The sequence below is a fragment of the Kitasatospora sp. NPDC092948 genome, assembly GCF_044754805.1.
Lineage (GTDB): Bacteria > Actinomycetota > Actinomycetes > Streptomycetales > Streptomycetaceae > Kitasatospora.
In genome coordinates, this window is sequence record NZ_JBIVPU010000018.1 from 16,096 (window position 1) to 37,570 (window position 21,475).

A 21,475-nucleotide genomic window follows, 5' to 3' on the forward strand; every position below is an offset into this window, starting at 1 on the left:
ATCAGCTCTGCCGAATTTCCTTGATCAGTTCGGCCAGTCGCCGATCGGGGTCGGCCGCCAATGCGCTGAGCAGAACATGCCATTGACGCATCATCGCCGCCATCGTCCGCGGGTCGATCACGTCCAGGCCGTAGAGCCACATGCCGCGCAGGGATCCGTCGTCGAAGCAGCGGAGGATCAGCGCCAGGTCGACGGCGGACGCCTCCATGTCGATGATGACCTCCGGGAAGACGTAGTCGTCGCCGATCCGGAGGTCCAGCGGGGCGGCGGTCAGGCCGGGCAACTCCAGTGCCGGAACAGTGGCGTTGAGCAGATTGAACGAGATCGAGAACGGATCCCGGCCGCGCTCCCGGATGCCCTCCTGGTGCCAGAGCGGAACCCCCTGGTTGGCGTAGGCGTCGAGGGTCTCCTCCCGCACCCGGCCGACAAGTTGGCGGAAAGTCAGCGATTTGGCCAGATCCGTGCGGACCAGCAGGTGGCTGACGAAGAATCCGATCATGTTCTCGGTCTCCGGCTGCTCCCGGCCGGCCACCGGGAACGAGACGGTGATGTCCTCCCGGTCGGCGTAGCCGGACAGCAGCAGCTGGAAGGCCGCCATCACCACCATGAAGAGGGTGGCCCCCTCCTGGCGGGACAGCTCGGCCAGCGCCGTGCCCTCCGCGGCCGGCACCGCGAACCCGCGGGTGGCGCCGGTGGCCGGCTCCAGGAGCTGGTGCTCCGGGGCCCGGAAGACCGGCGTCGGGGGCAGCGCGGCCAGCCGCCGCTCCCAGTGCCCGGCCCGCTCGCGCAGCGCCCCGGCCGCCCGGCGGCGCTGCTGCCAGTCGGCGAAGTCCGGGTACTGGACCGGCAGTTCGGGAAGCTCGGGCGGCGCGGCGCCGTCCAGTCGGGCCGCGTACTGCTCGCGCAGCTCGTGGAACAGCACGCCGTACGACCAGTTGTCGGTGACCAGGTGGTGCATCACCAGGGCCAGCACGTGCTCGTCCGGGCGCAGCGCGATCAGCGCACCGCGCACCAGCCGCTCCTCGGCCACCCGGAACGAGCCGAGCTCCTGCTCGGTGAGCAGCCGCCGCAGCTCCTTCTCGCGGGTCTCGTCGTCCAGCCCGGTCAGGTCGACGACGTCCAGCGGCCAGCTGCCGACCTCGTCCACCAGCTGGCACGGCACGCCGTCGACGCTGCCGATCCGGGTGCGCAGCGCCTCGTGGCGCTGGGTGATGGCGTCCAGGCTGTCGCGCAGCGCCGCCCGGTCCAGGGCGCCGCGCAGCACCAGGGCGGTGAGCACGTTGTGGAAGTGGTGCTCGACCGGCACCGGGTGGTAGCTGACCAGGTCCTCCTGGGCGAAGGAGAGCGGGACGGCCGCCGTGCGGTCGGCGAGCGTGATGCGCTCCCGCTCCGCGTCGTCCCGGTGCTCGCCGAGCCAGCTCGCCTGGCCGGCCACCGTGGGCCGGTCGAAGAGCGTCCGGATCGGCACCGGAACCCCGTGCTCGGCGCCGAGCCGGGCGGCCAGCTGGGTGGCCAGCAGGGAGTGCCCGCCGAGGTCGAAGAAGTCGTCGTGCACCCCCACCTCGGGCACCCGCAGCACCGCCGACCAGGCGGCGGCGACCGCGCGCTCCAGATCGGTGCGGGGGGCGATCCGCTCGGCCCAGGCCGCCGCGCCGGCCTCGGGGGCGGGCAGCGCCGCCCGGTCCACCTTGCCGTTGGGGGTCAGCGGCAGCTCGGTCAGCAGCACGCAGGCGGCCGGGACCAGGTGGCCGGGCAGCTGCCCGGCCAGGTGGCCGCGCAGGGCCGCCGGGTCCGGGGCGGTGCCGGCGACCGGCACCACGTACCCGACCAGCTGCTGCACGCCGGGCCGGTCCTCGCGGACCACCACCACGGCCTGCGCGATCTCCGGGTGGGCCAGCAGCGCCGAGGCGATCTCGCCGGGCTCGATCCGGAAGCCGCGCAGCTTCACCTGGTCGTCGATCCGGCCGAGGAAGTCCAGCTGCCCGTCGGGCAGTCGGCGCACCAGGTCGCCGGTGCGGTACAGCCGCTCCCCGTCGGGGCCGTCGACGAAGCGCTCGGCGGTCAGCTCCGGGCGGCCCAGGTAGCCGAGGGCCACGCCGCTGCCGCCCACCAGGAGCTCGCCCGGCACGCCGACCGGCACCGGCCGGCGGCGCTCGTCCAGCACGTGGGCGCGGGCGTTGACGATCGGACGGCCGATCGGGGGCCTGGCCGCCCCGCCGGTGAGCGGGTCGCTCATGGTGGCGCAGACGGTGGTCTCGGTCGGGCCGTAGGCGTTGATCATCCGGCGGCCGGCCGACCAGGCGGCGACCGTCTCCGGCGGGCAGGCCTCGCCGGCCGTGACCAGCGTGGTGACGGTCGGCAGGCAGGCCGGGTCGAGCACGGCCAGCACGCTCGGCGGCAGCGTGACGTGGCTGACCCGGTAGTCGGCGCAGGTGCGCACCAGCGGGTCGCCGGGCAGCATCCGGTCGGCGGGCGCCACCACCAGGGCGGCCCCGGAGAGCAGCGTGACCAGCATCTCCGCCACCGCGGCGTCGAAGCTCGGCGAGGCGAACTGGAGCATCCGGCTGTCCGGGGCGACCGCGAACCGCTCGCCCTGCCCGGCGACCAGGCTGCCGAGGCCGGTGTGCGGCACCAGCACGCCCTTGGGACGCCCGGTGGAACCGGAGGTGTAGATCACGTACGCCGGGTCCTGCGCGGTCGGCCGCCCGGCGCCCGGGGCGGTCGGGTCCGCCGCGGCCAGCTGCGCCACGGTCGCCGGCGCGTCCAGCAGCAGGCACGGAACCGGGCCGTCGGGCAGGTCGTCGGCGTCCGCGCCGAGGGTCACCAGCAGCGCCGGGGCGGCGTCCCGCAGCATGTAGTCGATCCGCTCGACCGGGTAGCCCGGGTCGACGGGAAGGTAGGCCGCGCCGGTCTTGGCGACCGCCAGCAGCGCGGTCACCAGCCGGGTGGAGCGGCGCAGCGACACCGCGACGATCCGGCCGGGGCCGGCGCCGCGGGCGAGCAGCAGCCGGGCCAGCCGGTTGGCCTCGGCGTCCAGCTCCCGGTAGGTCAGCTCGCCGGGCTGCTCCGGGTCGGCGGAGACGACGGCGACGGCGTCGGGGGTGCGGGCCGCCTGGGCCTCGAACAGCTCCGCCAGGGTGCCTTGCGGCACCGGGCCCGCGGTGTCGTTCCAGCCGGGCAGGGCGCGGCGCTCGGCGTCGGTGAGCACCTCGACGTCGTCCACCGGGGCGTCCGGGTCGGCGAGGACGGCCCGCAGTACCAGGCCCAGCCGCTCGGCGAGGGCCTCGACGGTGCTCCGGTCGAAGATGTCGGTGTTGAACTCCACCACGCCGTCCACGCCGGTGGGGGAGCCGTCGGCGGCCGGGCGGCGCTCGGTGAGCGCGAAGTGGAGGTCGACCCGGGTGGAGTCGGTGTCCACGGTGAGGCGCTGCACCGCCACGCCCGGCATCGTGGCCTCCGCGTCGGGGGTGTTCTGCCAGGCCAGCGCGGTCTGGTAGAGCGGGTGGTGGGCCAGCGAGCGGGACGGCTTGAGCAGGTCCACCAGGTACTCGAACGGGATGTCCTGGTGGGCCAGGGCGTCCAGGCTGCGCTCGCGCACCTGGGCCAGCAGCTCGCGGAAGCTCGGGCGGCCGTCCAGATCGGTGCGGAGCACCAGGGTGTTGACGAAGAAGCCGATCAGGTCGGCGGCGGCCTCGTCGAGGCGGCCGGCCACCGCGATGCCGAGCGGGATGTCGGTGCCGGCGCCCATCCGGTGCAGCAGCGTGGCCAGTGCCGCGTGCACCACCATGAACGCGCTGGAGCCGTTCTCCCGTGCCACCCGGGCGACTTCGGCGTGCAGGGCGGCGTCCCAGGAGAACTCCAGCGTGCTGCCGCGGCGGGACGTGCGGGTCGGGTGGGGGCGGTCGGTGGGCAGGGCGATCCGCTCCGGCAGGCCGTCCAGTGCCCGGCTCCAGTAGGCGCACTGCTGGGCCAGCAGGCTCTCCGGGTCCTCGGCGTCGCCCAGCAGCCGGCGCTGCCACAGCGCAAAGTCGGCGTACTGGACGGGCAGCGGGCTCCACTGCGGGGCGGCGCCGTCGCAGCGGGCCGCGTAGGCGTTCGCGAGGTCGCGGCCGAGCAGGGCCAGCGACCAGCCGTCGGCGGCGATGTGATGGATCGTCAGCACCAGCACCCGGTCGCGTTCGCCGAGGACCAGCAGCTCCGCGCGGAGCGGCCGTTCGGTGGTGAGCTCGAAGGCGTGCCGGGCGGCCCGGGACATCGCCGCGGGCAGCGCCTCCTCGGTCAGCTCGGTGATGTGCAGCTCGGGCGCCGCCGCGGCGGCGGGCAGCACCAGCTGGCGGGGCACGCCGTCGGTGTCGGGGTAGACGGTGCGCAGCGCCTCGTGCCGGGCCACCAGGTCGCCCAGCGCCGCGTGCAGCGCCTGCGGGTGCAGTTCGCCGCGCAGGCGCAGCACCACCGGGATGTTGTAGGTGGGCGACGGGCCCTCCAGCCGGTGCAGGAACCAGAGCCGCTGCTGGGCGAAGGAGAGCGGCAGCACCTCGGGGCGGTCGGCGGGCAGCAGCGCCGCGCGGACCGGGCCCGCGGCGGCGCGCAGCCGCTCGGCCAGCTTGGCCGGGGTGGGCGCCTGGAAGAGCGCCCGGACCGGCAGTTCGACCTCGAAGGCGGAGCGGATCTGCGACATCAGCCGGGTGGCCAGCAGCGAGTGGCCGCCGAGCTCGAAGAAGCTGTCGTCGATGCCGACCTCGGCGGCCTCCTCGTCGCGGTCCAGCACCCGGGCGAAGAGCCGGCACAGCAGTTCCTCGTCCGGGTTGCGCGGGGCGGCGTACGGGGCCCGCAGCTCGCCGCGGCCGCCCTCGGGGGCGGGCAGCGCCCGGCGGTCGATCTTGCCGTTCGGGGTCAGCGGCAGGGCGTCCAGGACGAGGAAGGCGGACGGCAGCATGTAGTCCGGCAGGGTGCCGGCCAGCGCCGCGCGCAGCTCGCGGGCCAGGGTCGGCCCGTCCGGGGCCGGGTCGGCGTCCTCCAGGACCAGGTAGGCGACCAGGCGCTGGTCGCCGGGGGTGTCCTCGCGGACCAGCGCCACGGCCTGGGCGACGGCCGGCTGTTCGGCCAGCACCGACTCGATCTCGCCGAGCTCGATCCGGTAGCCGCGCAGCTTGACCTGGTGGTCGAGCCGGCCGAGGAAGTCGATCCGGCCGTCGGGGCGGCGGCGCACCAGGTCGCCGGTGCGGTACAGGCGTTCGCCCTCGGCGCTGTCGGCGAACTTCTCGGCGGTCAGCTCCGGGCGGCCCAGGTAGCCGCGGGCCAGGCCGTCGCCGCCGATGCACAGCTCGCCGGGCACGCCCACCGGGACCGGGCCGCCGGCCGCGTCCAGCACCTGGAGCGTGGTGTTGGCGATCGGCTCGCCGATCGAGATCGGGCCGCCGTCGACGTGGGAGACCGAGGACCAGATGGTGGTCTCGGTGGGGCCGTACATGTTCCACACGGTGGCGTCGGTGGCCAGCAGCCGGGCGGCCAGCTCGGCGGGCAGCGCCTCGCCGCCGACCAGGGCGGTCAGGCCGTGCCCGGCGGTCCATCCGGCGTCCAGCAGCATCCGCCAGGTCGCCGGGGTCGCCTGCATCACGGTGGCGCCGCAGGCGGCCAGTTCGGCGGCCAGCCGGCCGCCGTCGGCGGCGCTCCCGCGGCGCGCCAGCACCACCCGGGCGCCGGTGACCAGCGGCAGCAGCAGCTCCAGCATGGCGATGTCGAAGGCGGCGGTGGTCACCGCGAGCAGCACGTCGTCGGCGGCCAGGCCCGGGCGCTCGCCCATCGAGTGGAGGAAGTTGCCGAGCGCCCGGTGCGGGATCTGCACGCCCTTGGGGCGGCCGGTGGAGCCGGAGGTGTAGATGACGTAGGCCAGGTCGTCCGGGCCGGTCGCGACGCCGGGGTCGGGCGCGGCCCCGGTGGTGAGCTCGGCGGTGAGCTCGTCCAGGCAGAGCACCTCGGCGCCGGTCTGCGGCCCGAGGTCGCCGAACAGCTCGTCGTGGACGCTGCGCTGGGTGAGCAGCACCCGCAGGCCGGAGTCCTCCAGGGTGTAGGCGATCCGGTCGGCGGGGAAGCCCGGGTCCAGCGGCACGTAGGCGCCGCCGGCCTTGAGCACCGCCAGCATCGCCACCAGCAGCTCCGGCGAGCGCTCCAGGCAGATCCCGACCAGCACGTCGCGGCCCACTCCGAGGCCGATCAGGCGGTGCGCCAGGCGGTTGGCCCGCTCGTTCAGCTCGCGGTAGCTCAGCGGGGCGCCGGCCGCCTCCAGGCGGAGCGCCTCGCGGTCCGGGGTGCGGGCGGCCAGCTCCTCGAACCGCCGGTGCGCGGCGAGCGGCAGCGGCCAGTCGCGGGCGGTGTCGTTCCAGCGCTCGCGCAGCTGCCGGCTCTCGTCGTCGGACAGCATCGGCAGCCGGCCGACCGGCAGGTCGGGCTCCGCCAGCAGCGTCCCGACCAGCCGCTCCAGGTGGCGGGCGAAGCCGTCCACGGTCTGCGGCTCGAACAGGTCGCGGTTGTACTCCAGGCTGCCGCCCAGCCCGTCGGGCTGCTCGAAGACCTCCAGCACCAGGTCGAACCGGGAGGTGGCGCTCTCCACCTCCATCGTCTCCATCCGCAGGCCGACGCCGTCGAACCGGGGCAGCTCGATGTTCTGGTAGATGAAGGAGACCTGGAAGACGGGGGAGCGGGAGAGGTCGCGCTCCGGCTGGAGCTCCTCCACCAGCCGCTCGAACGGCAGCTCCTGGTGGGCGAAGGCGCCGAGTGCCGTCTCCCGCACCCGGGCGACCAGTTCGCGGAAGGTCGGCGCCCCGGAGAGGTCGGTGCGCAGCGCCAGCATGTTGACGAACAGGCCGATCAGCGGCTCGACCTCGCGCCGGCCGCGGTTGGCGACCGGCACGCCGACGACGATGTCGTCCTCCCGGCTGTAGCGGTGCAGCAGCACCAGGAACGCCGCGAGCATGGTCATGAACGGGGTGGCGCCCTCGCTGCGGCTGAACTCCCGCATGGCGTCGGCGGTTTCGGCCGGCAGCCGGAACGGGCGGGAGCCGCCCCGGCTGCCCAGCACCGCCGGGCGAGGGCGGTCGGTGGGCAGTTCGAGCATCGGCGGCGCGCCGTGCAGGGTGGTGCGCCAGTACTCCAGCTGCGGGCCGAGGGCGTCCCCGGCCAGCCGGTCGCGCTGCCAGAGCGCGTAGTCCGGGTACTGGATCTTCAGCGGCGGCAGCCCGGCGTCCTCGCCGGTGCTGAACTCGCGGTAGAACGCCACCAGTTCGCGGAACGCGACCGAGGTGGACCAGAGGTCGCCGGCGATGTGGTGCATGGTGAGGAGCAGCACGTGCTCCTCGGCGGCCAGGCGCAGCAGGGTGATCCGCAGCAGCGGGCCGTGCCGCAGGTCGAACGGGCGGGCGAACTCGGCGCGGGCCAGTTCCTTGATGCCCTCCTCGCCGTCCGGCCCGTGCAGGTGCTCGCAGGCGACGACGGTGAACTCCGGCTCGCCGGACTCGGCGATCACCTGCACCGGCTCGCCGTCCACCTCCTCGAAGACGGTGCGCAGCGCCTCGTGCCGCTGCACCAGCGCCGCGCAACTGCGGCGCCAGGCCTCGGTGTCGAGGGCGCCGTGGACGCGCAGCGCGCCCGGGATGTTGTACGCCGCGCTGCCCGGGGCGAGCTGCTCCATGAACCAGAGGCGCTTCTGGGCGAAGGACGCCGGCACCCGCTTGGGGCCGGCCTTGCGGCGCAGCTTCCGGGCGAGCAGCGCGCGCTTCTGCTCGGCCGTGAGCCGGCTCAGGTCGACGTTGTCGGTCATGCCAGGTCCTCCAGGTCATCGGTCTCGGCGGCGAGCATCTCGGCGAGCATCGCTTCCACTTGTTCGTCGGACAGCTCGTCCAGGTCGGCCGACTCGTCGTCGGAGCGCGCCGTGATGGCGTCCTCCGGGTCCTCCTCGGCCCCGCCGGCGGCCAGCAGGGCGACGGTGTGCGCCACGGTGGGGTTCTCGAAGAAGCCGCGCAGGTCGAGCGGGACGCCCAGCCGGCTGCGGATCTTGGTGCCGATCTGCACGGCGGCCAGCGAGTGCCCGCCGAGGGCGAAGAAGTCGTCGGCGGTGCCCACCTGTTCGACGCCCAGCACCTCCTGCCAGATCTCCGCGACGGCGCGTTCCTCGTCGGTCGCCGGCTCCTGGTAGGGGGTCGACAGGTCGGGACGCGGGTGGCGGCCGGCCGCCGGGGCGGCCAGGTCGTCCCCACCGGCCAGCAGGGCCGGGGTGATGCTCCGGGCCACCTCCCGCATCTGCGACAACTCGCGGTGGGAGAGCACGAGTTGGGCCGGGGCTTCGGGGTTGGCCAGCACCCGGGCGAGCACCTCCCGGCCGTCCTGCTCGGTGATGCCCTCGGCCAGCAGCCGCAGTGCCTCGGGGAGTTGCGGCGCGGCCGGGGCGGGGGCGGTGCCGGCGGCCACGGCCTCGGCGACCTGCTCGCGCATGCCGTCCAGGTCGTTGATCCGCTTCAGGGTGAAGTCGATGATCCGGACCAGCACCCGGCCGTCCTCGGCCAGCATGTCGATGTCGCAGGTCAGGCTCTCGCCGCCGTCGGGCGAGCCCTTGAGCGTGACGTCGCAGGTGAGGTCGGCGGTGAGCGGGGCCAGCGCCTTCAGCGAGCGGTAGGTGAACGGCAGGTAGTAGCCCTTGTCCGGCATCTGGATCCGGGCCGACACGCCGGCCACGTCCAGCAGCGCCGGGTGCAGCAGGTAGGCGTCCAGGTCGCCGGCGTGCTCCTCGGGCAGGCGGAGCGAGACCAGCAGCCGCTCCGGGGTGACCCGGGCGCCGCGCAGGCAGTGCCAGCGCGGGCCGAGGGTGAACTCGATGCCGTTGCCCTGCACCAGCAGGTCGAGCTTGAAGAGCCGCTTCAGCTCGTTCTCGTCGTCGACCGGTGCCACCTCGGCGAACTCGGCGCGCAGCGCGGCCAGGTCGCGCACCGGCGGCGCCTCGTCGAGGGCGACGGCGGTGCCCATGGCGTGGATCGGCCCGGTGGCGGGGTGGTTGCTGCGCACGGTGAACCGCAGCTCCTCGCCGTCCGCGGCGAGCGCCGTCCACAGCGAGCGGGACTGGCCGTCCGGCACGATCACCGGCTGGGCGAAGAGCACGTCGCGCAGCTCCACGCCGGCCGCCCCGGTCAGGTCGGCGACGGCCGCCCGGACCAGCTCCAGGTAGGCGGTGCCCGGCACCAGGCCGTGGCCCATGATCCGGTGGTCGGCGACGATCCAGCTGTCGGCGGTGCTGATCGAACCGGTGTAGCCGCGGCCGGTCCCGTCGCCGCCGCCGGGCAGCCGGCGCAGCAGCGGGTGCGCGGTCGGGGCGCCGGGGGCGGCGGCCTGCTGGTCGAGTCCGGCCGCCATGCCGACGCCGCGCCAGGTGTCCCAGGCCACCGCCGTCACCGGGGCGCCCGAGCGGCGCCGCCACTGCGCGTAGGCGTCCAGGAAGGCGTTGGCCGCCGCGTAGTCGCTCTGGCCGGGGCCGCCGAGCAGGCCGGTCAGCGAGGAGCAGAGCAGCAGGAAGTCCAACTCGTCGGCCGCGCAGGCCCGGTCGAGCATCAGGGTGCCGACGGTCTTGGCGGCCAGGACGGCGGCGGCGTCCTCGGGGGTCTTGCCCATCAGCAGGCCGCGGGACGGCAGGCCGGCCGCGTGCACCACGCCGTGCACCGCCCCGGCGCGGGCCCGCAGCCGGGCCACCGCCTCGGCGGTCTGCGCGGCGTCGGTGACGTCCGCGCGCAGCGGCAGCACCTCGGCGCCCAGCTCGGTCAGCCGGTGCAGCGCCGGGTCGTCGGCGGCCAGCGGCGAACGGCCGAGCAGGCCGAGCACCGGGCGCCGCACGGTGCGGGCGATCTGCTCGGCGACGGCCAGGCCGACGCCGCCGAACCCGCCGGTGATCAGGTAGCCGCCGCCGTCCCGCAGACCGCCGGGGCCGGCCCCGGCCGCGGGCAGCTCGACGGCGTCGAAGGTGCGGCTCCACCAGTGCCGGCCGCGCAGCGCCAGCTGCGGCTCCGGGCGGGCGGCGGCGTCCAGCAGGCCGGCCGCGACCGCGGCGGGGTCGCCCGCGCCGACGTCCAGCAGCCGGCACTCGACCCCGGTGACCTCCTGCGGAATGACGGTGCAGGGGCCGAGCAGCAGGGCGGCCTCCGGGTGCAGCGGCTCGTCGCCGGTGACCTCGAAGACGCCGCGGGCCAGGACGTCGAGCAGCACCGGGCGGGCCGGGGCCGCGTCCAGCAGGCCCTGGGCCAGGGTGACCAGGGTGTCGAAGCCGGCCCGCCGTGCGGCGGCCAGCCGGTCGGCGTCGAGTGCGTCGCCGGCGGCGGGGTCGGCGGGCGCGCCCAGGTGGACCAGCCGGATCGAGGCGGCGTCGCCGGTGGTGTCCAGCGAGCGGATCAGGGTGGCGCAGGCGTCCCGGTCCAGGCCGTCGGCCCGGCCGATCCGCCGGACGGTGGCGCCCCGGGCCTCCAGCTGCCGGGCCAGCTCGGCGCCGAGCGGCTGCTCGCTGCCGAGCACCGCCCAGACCGCGTCGGTGGCGTCCCCGGCGCGGGCGCCGGCCGGCAGGCGGCGCCAGCCGGGGGTGCTGAACCAGTCGTCGAGCGGCAGGGCCCCGCTGCGCGGCTTCGGCGCGGTGCGCGGGCCCGCCTCGATCCAGTACCGCTGGCGCTGGAAGGCGTAGCCGGGCAGCGCGGTCAGCGTGCCGCCGTCGCACAGCGCCGAGCGGTCCACCGGGGCGCCGGCGCTCCACAGCGCGCCCAGGCCGGCCAGCAGGTGGGTGCGGTCGTCGGTGCTCTCCTTGGGGTGCGGCAGCGAGTCGACCGCGGTCCGCTCGGGGCTCCAGGATTCGTGCTGCTGGGCGAAGTTGGTGAGCGAGCGGCCCGGGCCGACCTCCAGCAGGAGCAGCTCCGGGTCGTCGAGCAGCAGGCCCAGCACGTCGCGGAACCGGACGGCGCCGCGCAGGTGCTCGCCCCAGTAGGCGGGGCTGGTGGCCTGCTCGTCGGTGATCCACTTCCCGGTGAGGCCGGAGCAGAACGGGATCCGCGGCGCGCGCAGCTCGACGGTGCGCACCACGTCGGTGAACGGCTGCACGGCGGCGTCCATGTCCGCCGAGTGGAAGGCGTGCGAGGTGTGCAGCCGGCGGCAGGCGGTGCCGTCGGCCACCAGGCGCCTGCGCAGCCGCTCCACCGCCTCGGCCGGGCCGGCCGCCACGCACAGCACGGTGGAGTTGACGGCGGCCAGGTCGAGCTCGGGCGACTCGGCGAGCAGCGGCGCGAGCTCGGCCTCGGGCAGGAAGACGGCGAGCATCTCGCCGGCCGGCATCGACTGCACCAGCCGGCCGCGGGCGGCGACCAGCCGGACCGCGTCGGGCAGCGAGAACACGCCGGCCAGGCAGGCCGCGACGTACTCGCCGATGCTGTGGCCGGCCATCGCCCGCGGGTGCAGGCCCCGGGACATCCAGAACTTCGCGAGCGCGTACTCGACGAGGAAGAGCACCGGCTGGGTGATCTCGGTGCGGGCCAGCGCGGCGGCGGCCTGCTGCGGGTCGGCGTCGGGGCCGGGGAACAGCAGGGCGCGCGGGTCGGCTCCCAGCTCGGCGGTGAACAGCTCGGCGCAGGCGTCGAGTTCGGCCGCGAAGACGGGCTCCTCGCGGTACAGGCCGTGGGCCATCGCGACGTACTGGGCGCCCTGGCCGGGGAACAGGAAGGCGACCGGGGCGTCCTCGGCGGCGGCCCTGCCGGTGAGCCCGCGCAGCGCGGCGACGGCCGCCGAACGGCCCTCCGGGCCGGCCGGGGCGGCCACGGCCGCCCGGTGCTCGAAGCCGCGCCGGCGGGCCAGCGTGTGGGCCACGTCGCCGAGCGCCAGGTCGGGCTCGGCCTCCAGCCGCTCGGCGAGCCGCCCGGCGTTGGCCGCGAGGGCCGCGGGGGTGCGGCCGGAGAGAGTCAGCAGCTCGGCGCGCCCGGCCGCGGCGGGGGCGGCGGCGGGCGGCTCGGGGGCCTCCTGGAGCACCACGTGCACGTTGGTGCCGCCGATGCCGAAGGCGCTCACCCCGGCCCGGCGCGGGTGCTCGGCGGCGGCCGGCCAGTCCCGCAGCTCGGTGGGGACGTAGAACGGGCCGGACTCCAGCTTCAGGCCCGGGTTGGGCTCGTCGAAGTTGACGATCGGCGGGATCGCCCGGTGCCGCAGCGCCTGCACCGCCTTGATGAACGCGGTGACGCCGGCGGCGGCGTCCAGGTGGCCGACGTTGCCCTTGACCGCGCCGAGCGCGCAGTAGCCGGTCTCGTCGGTGGCCTCGGGGTGCAGCCGGTGCGCCTGGGTCAGCGCGGCGATCTCGATCGGGTCGCCGAGCGCGGTGCCGGTGCCGTGCGCCTCGACGTAGCCGACGGTGCGCGGCGCGACCCCGGCGACGGCCAGCGCCTCGGCGATCACCTCGGCCTGCCCGTCGACGCTGGGCGCGGTGTAACCGGCCTTCAGCGCACCGTCGTTGTTGATCGCGCTGCCCAGCACCACGGCCTGGACGGCGTCCTGGGCGTCGCGGGCGTCGGCCAGTCGGCGCAGCACCACCACGCCGGCGCCGTTGCCCGCCACCGTGCCGCCGGCCGCCGCGTCGAACGGGCGGCAGTGGCCGTCGGCGGAGAGGATGCCGCCCTGCTCGTGGAGGTGGCCGCCGGCCAGCGGGCTGCTCACCGAGACGCCGCCGGCCAGCGCGATGTCGCACTCCCCGGACAGCAGGCTCTGGCAGGCCAGGTGAACGGCCGTCAGCGAGGTGGAGCAGGCGGTCTGCACGGTGATGCCGGGGCCGCGCAGGCCCAGCTTGTAGGAGACCCGGGTGGCCAGGAAGTCCTTGTCGGAGGCGAGCAGGGTGCGGTAGATGCCGCTCTCCTCCAGCGCCTCCGGGTCGGCCGGCAGGTTGCGCAGCAGGTAGGAGTTGAGGCTGGCGCCGGCGAACACGCCGATCCGGCCGGTGAAGGTGCGCGGGTCGCAGCCGGCCGCCTCCAGCGCCTCGAAGGCGCACTCCAGGAAGACCCGCTGCTGCGGGTCGAGCAGCTCCGCCTCGCGGGGGCTGAAACCGAAGAAGGCGGCGTCGAAGCGGTCGGCGTCGGCCAGCACCCCCTTGGCCCTGACGTAGGCGGGGTCGCCCAGCAGCTCCGGGTCGACCCCGGAGGCCAGCAGCTCCTCGTCGGTGAGGACGGAGACGGTCTCCCGGCCCGCGGCGAGCTGCTGCCACAGCGACTCGACGTCGGGGGCGCCGGGGAACCGGCCGGCCATGCCGATGACGGCGATGTGCTCGTCCTGCTCGTCGTGCGTGAAGTCAGTCTCGGACACGTCCATCACCTGTCACTTGCGTCAGTTGCGGGGGTGGCGGCGCGGCCGCGGCGTACGGCGGCGCGCTTGCGGCGGTCGGTGGCGCGGTCGCGGGCCGCGTTCAGCCGGGCGTCGTCCTGCCGGCCGGAGCGCTCCAGGTAACCGGCCAGCGAGCCGACCGTGGGGTGCTGGAACAGCTCCACCATGGACAGCTGGTGGCCCAGGTCGGCGGCCAGCCGGGCGCGCAGTTCGACCATCAGCAGCGAGTGGCCGCCGAGGTCGAAGAAGCTGTCGTCCCGGCCGACCCGGGCGGCGCCGAGCAGTTCGCGCCACAGGCCCGCCAGGGTCTCCTCCAGGCCGGCCCCGGGCGCGGTGTAGCTGCTCGCCAACTCCGGCCGGTCGGCGGGGGGTTCGGGCAGCGCCTTGCGGTCGGTCTTGCCGCTGGTGGTCAGCGGGAAGGCCTCCAGCACCATGAAGGCGGACGGCACCATGTACTCGGGCAGCCGCTCCTTGAGGAAGGAGATCAGGTCGCCGGTCGCCGGGGCGTCGCCCTCGGCGGTCAGGTGCGCGACCAGCCGGACGTCCCCGGCCGCCTGCTGACGGGCCGTCACCACGGCTTCGCGGACCTGCGGGTGGCCGGTCAGCACGGACTCGATCTCGCCGAGCTCGATCCGCAGCCCGCGCAGCTTGACCTGGTGGTCGAGCCGGCCCAGGTACTCGATGGCGCCGTCGGAGCGGAACCGGGCCAGGTCGCCGGTCCGGTAGAGCCGGGCGCCCGGCGCGGGGTCGAACGGGTCGGCGACGAACCGCTCCGCGGTGCGCTCCGGGTCGCCGAGGTAGCCGCGGGACAGGTTGACGCCCGCGATGTGCAGTTCCCCGGCGACGCCCGGCGGGACCGGCCGCAGGGCCCGGTCCAGCACGTACATCCGGGTGTTGGCGATCGGGCGGCCGATCGGGACCGGCCGCGGGTCGTCGCCCGGGCGGCAGGCCCAGGCGGTGACGTCCACGGCGGCCTCGGTCGGCCCGTACAGGTTGTGCAACTCGGCGCCGGAGCGGGCGAAGAACCGGTCCTGGAGGCTGCGCGGCAGCGCCTCGCCGCTGCACACCACCCGGCGCAGCGCGGTGCACTCCTCGACGCCCGGCTCCTGCAGGAACGCCTGCAGCATGGACGGCACGAAGTGCGCGGTGGTCACCGACTCCTCGCGGACGGTGCGCACCAGGTAGGCCGGGTCGCGGTGCCCGTCCGGGCGGGCCACCACCAGGGTGGCGCCGGCCATCAGCGGCCAGAAGAACTCCCAGACCGAGACGTCGAAGGAGAACGGCGTCTTCTGCAGCACCCGGTCGGTGCCGTCCAGCCGGTAGGCGTCCTGCATCCACAGCAGCCGGTTGCGGATCCCGGCGTGCACGTTGACCACGCCCTTGGGACGGCCGGTGGAGCCGGAGGTGAAGATGACGTACGCGGCGTGCTCGCCGGACAGCTCGACGTTCGGGTCGGTGTCGGCGCCGTCGGTGGCGTGGTCCTCGACCAGCAGCACCGTCGCGGAGCCGGTGTCCGGCAGCCGGCCGCGCACATGGCGCTGGGTGAGCAGCACCGGCACCGGGGCGTCCTCGAGCATGCCGGCCAGCCGCTGGGCGGGCAGGCCCGGGTCCAGCGCCACATACGCGCCGCCCGCCTTGAGCACCGCCAGCAGCGCGACCACCAGTTCGACCGAGCGCTCCATGGCCACGCCGACCAGCGAGTCGGGGCCGGTGCCGAGCCGGATCAGGGTGTGCGCCAGCCGGTTGGCGCGCTGGTTGAGCGCCGCGTAGCTGAGGCTCTCGCCCTCGAAGCGGACCGCCTCGGCGTCCGGGGTGCGGTGCGCCTGCTCCTGGACGATCTCGTGGATCCAGCCGGCGTCCGGCCACTCGGTGGCGGCGCCGCTGCCCGCCGCCAGCACCTGGCGGCGCTCCTCGGCGTCCAGCAGCTCCAGTTCGGCGACCGGGGTGTCGGGGGCGGCGACCACCAGCTCGGCCAGCCGCCGGAAGTGCCCGGCCATCCGGGCCATGGTGGCCGGCTCGAACAGGTCGCGGTCGTACTCGAACCAGCCGCTCAGCGCGCCGTCCCGGGTGAAGGACTGGAACTCCAGGTCGAACCGGGCGCCCTGGGCGGGCAGCTCCAGGCGCTCCAGCCGCAGCCCGCCGATCGGGCGGGCCGCCACCGGGTCGTCCTGGTAGGAGAAGCAGCTCTGGAAGATCGGCGGGCGGCTGAGGTCGCGCTCCGGGCGCAGCTCCTCCACCAGCCGCTCGAACGGCACGTCCTGGTGCGCGTACAGCCCGAGGCAGGCCTCCCGCACCCGGCCCAGCACGGTGGCGAACGACGGGTCGCCGTCCAGGCCGACCCGGACCGGCAGGGTGTTGACGAAGAAGCCGATCAGCGGCTCCAGTTCGGCCCGCTCCCGGCCGGCGGTGGGCACGCCCACCACCACGTCCTGCTGGCCGCTGTGGCGGTGCAGCAGCACGTGGAAGAGCGCCAGCAGCACCATGTAGGTGGTCGCGCCGTTCGCCCGGCCGAGCGCGGTGAGGCCGGCCATCAGCGGCTGCTCCAGCTCCACCGGGCAGGAGGCGCCGTCGAAGCCCTGCACCGACGGGCGCGGCCGGTCGGTGGGCAGCGTCAACTGCGCCGGGGCGCCCGCCAGATGCTCGCGCCAGTAGGCCAGGTGCTCGGCCTGGTCGGCGGTCTCGGCCTGCTTCTGCTGCCAGGCCGCGAAGTCGCCGTACTGGATCGGCAGGGCCGGCAGCGGGGACGGCCGGCCGGCGGCGAACGCGTCGTACAGGGTGCCCAGTTCGGTGATCAGCAGGCCCATCGACCAGCCGTCCGAGACCAGGTGGTGCATGGCCACGGCCAGCACCTGGTCCTGCGGGCCCAGCCGCAGCAGCCGCAGCCGCAGCAGCGGGCCGGCGGCCAGGTCGAACGGGCCGTCGACGGCCGCGGCGATCGCCGCCTCCAGCGGCTGCCCGTCGGCGGCGGGCAACTCGGCGAAGTCCAGCGGCAGTTCGGGCCGGACCTGCTGCACCGGGCGGCCGTCGCGCAGCGCGAAGACGGTGCGCAGCGACTCGTGCCGGCGCACCACCTCGGCCGCCGCCGAGCGCAGCACCGCGGTGTCCAGGGCGCCGCGCAGCCGCACCGCGCCCAGGATGGTGTAGGCCGGGTTGCCGGGGCGCAGCTGCTCGAAGAACCAGATGCCCTGCTGCGTCACGGACAGCGGGAAGACGGCGCCCGCCTCGGCCTGCTCCTCCAGCAGCCGCTCGTACTTGGCGCGCTGCTCCGGCGGCAGTGCCGCCAGCTTGCGCCGCAGCGCGTCGAGCTTGGTGTCCAGGGTGTCGGTCATCGGGTCTCTCCTCGGCCCGGAGCCTCCGCGGAGAGCTCGGGCAGGCTGTCGATCTCGGCGAGCAACTGGTCGGCCAGGTCCTCCAGCCGGGCGGCGCGGCCGATCGCCGGGGCGGCGGGGGCCGGTTCGTCGCCGGCCAGCGCCTCGGCGACCAGGCGTTCCGCCAGCGAGCGCACGGTGGCGCCCTTGAGGAAGTCGGAGATCGGCAGGTTGATGCCGAGCGCCTGGACGATGGCGTTGCGCAGCTCCACGGCCATCAGCGAGTCGAGGCCGAGGTCGATCAGCGCGGCCTGCGGCTCCAGCGCCTCGGGGTTCGCGCCGAGCACCGAGGCCACTGCGGCCAGCAGCTGCGCGGCCAGCACGCCGGAGCGCTCCGGCGCGGGCAGCGCGGCCAGCTCCTCGCGGCCCGGCAGCACCGGGGCGCCGCGCCGGGCGGGCCGGGAGGACGCCGGACCGTCGGCGGCGCCGACCAGTTCGGCCAGCAGGTGCGAGCCGGAGACCTCCTGGTAGCGGCGGCCCCACTCCTCCCAGTCCACCGGGACCACGGCCAGCTGGGCGGCGTCGCGGCCGAGCAGCCGGTGCAGCACCCGCACGGCCTGGGCCGGGCGCAGGGTGCCCATGCCGCGGCTCTGACCGGCGGTCTCCTCGGCCTTCCGGGCGGCCATGCCGGTGTTCTCCCAGATGCCCCAGTCGATCGTCAGGGCCGGCCGGCCGTCGGCCCGGCGCAGCTCGGCGAGCGCGCCGAGGAAGGCGTTGGCGGCGGCGTAGGCGGCCACGTACGGGGAGCTGAGCACCGCGCTGGTCGAGGAGCACAGCACGAAGAAGTCCAACTCGCGCTGGGCGAAGACCCGGTGGAGCACCCAGGCGCCGAGCGCCTTGGGGCGCAGCTGGCGGTCCAGCTCGGCGGCGTCCAGCTCGGCGAGCGGCACCATCGCGCCGATGCCGGCGGCGTGCAGCACACCGCGGATCGGCGGGCGGCCCTCGCGCTCCTCCTGGGTCAGGAAGGCCTGCACGGCGGCCTCGTCGGCGATGTCCAGCGAGACCAGCCGGACGCCGGCGCCGAGCGCCTCCAGTTCGCGCACCGCGGCCGCCCGGTCGGCGAACGGGTGCCCGGCCGGCAGCTCGGACCACTCGGCGCGCGGCGGCACGGCGGAGCGGCCGACCAGCACCAGGTGCCGGGCGCCGGCCCGGGCCAGCGAGCGGGCGGTGGCCAGGCCGACGCCGCCCAGACCGCCGGTGATCAGGTAGGAGGCGTCCCGGCGCCAGCGGACCGGCCGGGCCGGGCCGGACTCGGCGGGTTCCCGGACCAGCCGGGCCGCGTGCCGCACCCCGTCGCGCAGCGCGACCTGGTCCTCGCCGTCGGCGTCGCGGCGGACGACGGCGTCCAGCAGCTGCTCGGCGCCCTCGGCCGGCTGCTGCCGCGGGTCGAGGTCGACCAGGCCGCCCCAGGCGGCGGTCTGCTCGGCCTGGAGCGAGCGGCCCAGGCCCCACAGGGCGGCGGCCAGCGGGGCGGGACCGGTCGGCTCGCCGCCGACCCGGACGCCGCCGCGGGTGACCAGCCAGAGCCGGGCCGCCCGGCCGTCCAGCGCCTGCGCGGTGCGGACGGCGTCCAGCACGCCGGTCCACCGGCCGTCGGCCGGGTCCTGCGCGTCGAGGCCGGCCAGCTGGACGACCTCGACGCGGCCGCCCTGCGGCACCGTCAGTTCGTCCAGCAGGCGGACCAGGTCGGCCGGCCGGTCGGCGCGGATCTCGGCGCTGCCGGACCCGGCGGCATGCCGGTAGCCGGCGCCGGAGCGGACCAGGACGCACGGCTCGCCGCGCCCGGCGGCGGCCTCGGCGAGCTGCTCGGCGAAGCCGGAGCCGTCGGCCAGCAGCACCCAGCCGCGGGCGTCGGCGGCCGGGGCCTCGGCGTCGGCCTCGGCGACGGGGCGCCAGGCCAGGCGGTACAGCAGGCTGTCGTCGTCCGCCTCGTCGTGCTCGGCGGCCGGCTCCTCGGCGCCTTCCGGGGCGTCCGCGTCCGCCGCGTCCGCGGGGCGGCGCTCGCGCCAGCACGACGTGGGCTCGAACGGGTAGCCGGGCAGTGCGACCCGGGCGCGCCGGTAGTCGCGGTCGAAGCCCTGCCAGTCCAGGTCGGCGCCGCGGGTGTACAGCTCGGCGACGCTGTTCAGCAGCACCTCCCAGTCGTCGTGCTTGGGGCGCAGGCTGGGCAGCAGCAGGGTGTCGTCGTCGGCCGGCAGGCTGTCGCTGATCAGGCCGAGCAGGGTCGGCGCCGGGCCCATCTCGACGAAGGTGCGGTAGCCGAGCTTGCGCAGGGTGCCGACACCGGAGGCGAAGCGCACCGCGCGGCGGGCGTGCCGCACCCAGTACTCGGCGTCCGGGGCCTCCGCCCAGTCCCACAGCTCCCCGGTGACGTTGGAGATCAGCGGGATCTGCGGCGGCCGGAAGTCCACCCGCAGCGCGGCCTGCCGCAGCGGTTCGAGGATCGGCTCCATCAGCGGGGAGTGCGAGGCGGTGGTGATGTGCAGCCGCTTGGCCTGCACGCCGAGCGCGGTGAAGTGCGCGCAGACCAGGTCGACCAGCTCGGCGGCGCCCGAGATCGTGGTGTTGGCGGGGCCGTTGACGGCGCCGACGGCGATCCGGTCGGGGTCGTCGGCGATCTCCATCAGCACCTCGGCGACCTCCATCTCGGAGGCGAAGACGGTGGCCATCGCGCCGGTGCCGGACAGCGACTCCATCCGCCGGGAACGCTCGACGGCCAGCATCAGGCCGTCCTCCAGGCTCATCACGCCGGCCACGCAGGCGGCGACGTACTCGCCGAGGCTGTGCCCGAGCACCGCGCCCGGCTCGACGCCCCACGAGCGCCACATCTCGGACATGGCGAACTCGACGGCGAACAGCGCGGGCTGGGCGTAGCCGGTGCGCTGGATCAGCTCGCGGTCCTGCTCCTCGGGGTAGAGGTAGGAGAGCAGCGGGCGGTCCAGCATCGGGCGCAGGATCTCGTCGCAGCGGTCGACGGCCCTGCGGAACGTCGGCTGCTGCTCGTAGAGCGCCCGGGCCATCCCGGGGCGCTGCGGGCCCTGGCCGGTGAAGAGGAAGACCACCTCGGAGGGCTCGGTCGCGGCGGTCGCCGGCAGCCCGTCCTTCACCAGCTCGGCCAGCCGGTCGGCGGCCTGGGCGCGGTCGGCGCCCACCACGGCCAGCCGGTGGCGGAAGTGCGAGCGGCCGGTGGCGGCCGAGTGGCACAGGTCGGCCAGCGGGGCGGCGTCGGGCGCGGTGAGCCGCTCCCGGTAGCGCTCGGCCAGGCGCAGCAGCGCGGCGTCGCTCTTGGCGGACAGCGGCAGCACGGACAGCGGGCGGTCCGCGCCGTCCTGCCCGTCCTGCCCGTCCGGCCCGGTCCCCGGGCGGTCCGGGGCCTGCTCGACGATCAGGTGCGCGTTGGTGCCGCTGAAGCCGAAGGCGCTGATGCCCGCGGTCCGGGGGCCGCCGGTGGCCGGCCAGGCGGTGCGGCCGGTGGGCACCTCGAAGGTGGTGCCGTCGAACGAGACGTTCGGGTTGAGCTTCTTGAAGTGCACCGTGCCGGGGATCTCGTCGTTGCGCAGCGCCAGGATCACCTTGATCAGGCCCGCGATGCCGGCCGCCGCCTCCGGGTGGCCGATGTTGGTCTTGCACGAGCCCAGGTAGACCGGGCTGCCCTCGGGCCGGCCGTAGACGTCGGCCAGTGCCTCCACCTCGATCGGGTCGCCGAGCAGGGTGCCGGTGCCGTGCGCCTCGATCATCGAGACCTGCTCCGGCCGGACGCCCGCGGCGGACAGCGCGGCCCGCACCACGTCGCGCTGGGCGGAGCCGTTGGGGGCGGTGAGGCCGGCGCTGCGCCCGTCCTGGTTGACGGCGCCGCCGCGGATCACGGCCAGCACGGTGTCGCCGTCGCGCTCGGCGTCGGACAGCCGCTTGAGCACCACCACGCCGCAGCCCTCGCTGCGGACATAGCCGTTGGCGTCGGCGTCGAAGGCCTTGCAGCGGCCGTCCGGCGAGACCATCCGGCCGAACTGGGTGAACGAGACGCTGGGCAGCGGCGACAGCACCGCGTTGACGCCGCCGCTCAGGGCGGTGTCGCACTCGCGGTTGCGCAGGGCCTGGCAGGCCTGGTGGACGGCGACCAGCGAGGAGGAGCAGGCGGTGTCCACCGCGACGCTCGGGCCGCGCAGGTCGAGCACGTAGGAGAGCCGGCCGGTGAGCACGCTGTGCGCCGAGCCGGTGCTGGCGTAGGCGCTGAAGTCCAGCGGGCCGCGCAGGTGCTCGGTGGCGAAGTCCCAGCTGGAGACGCCCATGAAGACGCCGGTCCGGGAGCCCGCCAGCGAGCTGGGCGCGATGCCCGCGTTCTCCAGCGCCTCCCAGGTCACCTCCAGGCTCATCCGCTGCTGCGGGTCCATCAGCAGGGCCTCGCGGCGCGAGATGCCGAAGAAGTCGTGGTCGAAGCGGTCGACCTGGTCGAGGAAGCCGCCCCAGCGGGTGGCCATCCGGCCCGGGCGCGGCTCGCCCTCGTGGTGGAAGGCGTCGGCGTCCCAGCGGTCCGCGGGGATCTCGCTCACCGCGTCGATGCCCTGCTGGAGCACCTCCCAGTAGCTGTCCGCGTCGAGGGCGCCGCCGGGGAACCGGCAGCCCAGGCCGACCACCGCGATGGGCTCGGCGCCGGCGCCGGCGAGCTCGTCGATGCGGCGCTGCATCTTCTCCATGGTCAGATAGGCGCGCTTGAGGGTGTCGTTCGTCGCGGTCAT

General features: G+C 75.6%; 4 protein-coding genes. All 4 read right to left on the reverse strand.

The window, feature by feature from the left end; translation table 11 throughout:
• Position 1: 1 nt before the first annotated feature.
• The 4 genes from ACIQF6_RS32655 to ACIQF6_RS32670 are packed head-to-tail and all read right to left on the reverse strand — an operon-like array spanning position 2 to position 21,475.
• Positions 2-7,816 carry an amino acid adenylation domain-containing protein gene (locus ACIQF6_RS32655; RefSeq protein WP_400901581.1) on the reverse strand — a complete coding sequence of 2,605 codons (7,815 nt, stop codon included), beginning with the start codon at positions 7,814-7,816 and terminating at the stop codon, positions 2-4.
• Positions 7,813-13,359, reverse strand: coding sequence for an SDR family NAD(P)-dependent oxidoreductase (locus tag ACIQF6_RS32660; protein ID WP_400901583.1), 5,547 nt, complete (start codon positions 13,357-13,359; stop codon positions 7,813-7,815). Before ACIQF6_RS32660 ends, ACIQF6_RS32655 begins: the two co-directional genes overlap by 4 nt.
• On the reverse strand, positions 13,359-16,700 hold the full coding sequence (locus ACIQF6_RS32665; protein WP_400901585.1) for an amino acid adenylation domain-containing protein: 3,342 nt from the start codon (positions 16,698-16,700) through the stop codon (positions 13,359-13,361). Before ACIQF6_RS32665 ends, ACIQF6_RS32660 begins: the two co-directional genes overlap by 1 nt.
• Positions 16,697-21,475 (reverse strand): type I polyketide synthase, encoded by a 4,779-nt coding sequence (locus tag ACIQF6_RS32670; protein WP_400901587.1) that lies wholly within the window; start codon positions 21,473-21,475, stop codon positions 16,697-16,699. Before ACIQF6_RS32670 ends, ACIQF6_RS32665 begins: the two co-directional genes overlap by 4 nt.

Coding starts and splice junctions, on each gene's coding strand:
- ACIQF6_RS32655 (WP_400901581.1), bottom strand. CDS start 7,816: ATGACCGACAACGTCGACCTGAGCCGGCTCACGGCCGAGCAGAAGCGC.
- ACIQF6_RS32670 (WP_400901587.1), bottom strand. CDS start 21,475: ATGACCGCGACGAACGACACCCTCAAGCGCGCCTATCTGACCATGGAG.
- ACIQF6_RS32660 (WP_400901583.1), bottom strand. CDS start 13,359: ATGGACGTGTCCGAGACTGACTTCACGCACGACGAGCAGGACGAGCAC.
- ACIQF6_RS32665 (WP_400901585.1), bottom strand. CDS start 16,700: ATGACCGACACCCTGGACACCAAGCTCGACGCGCTGCGGCGCAAGCTG.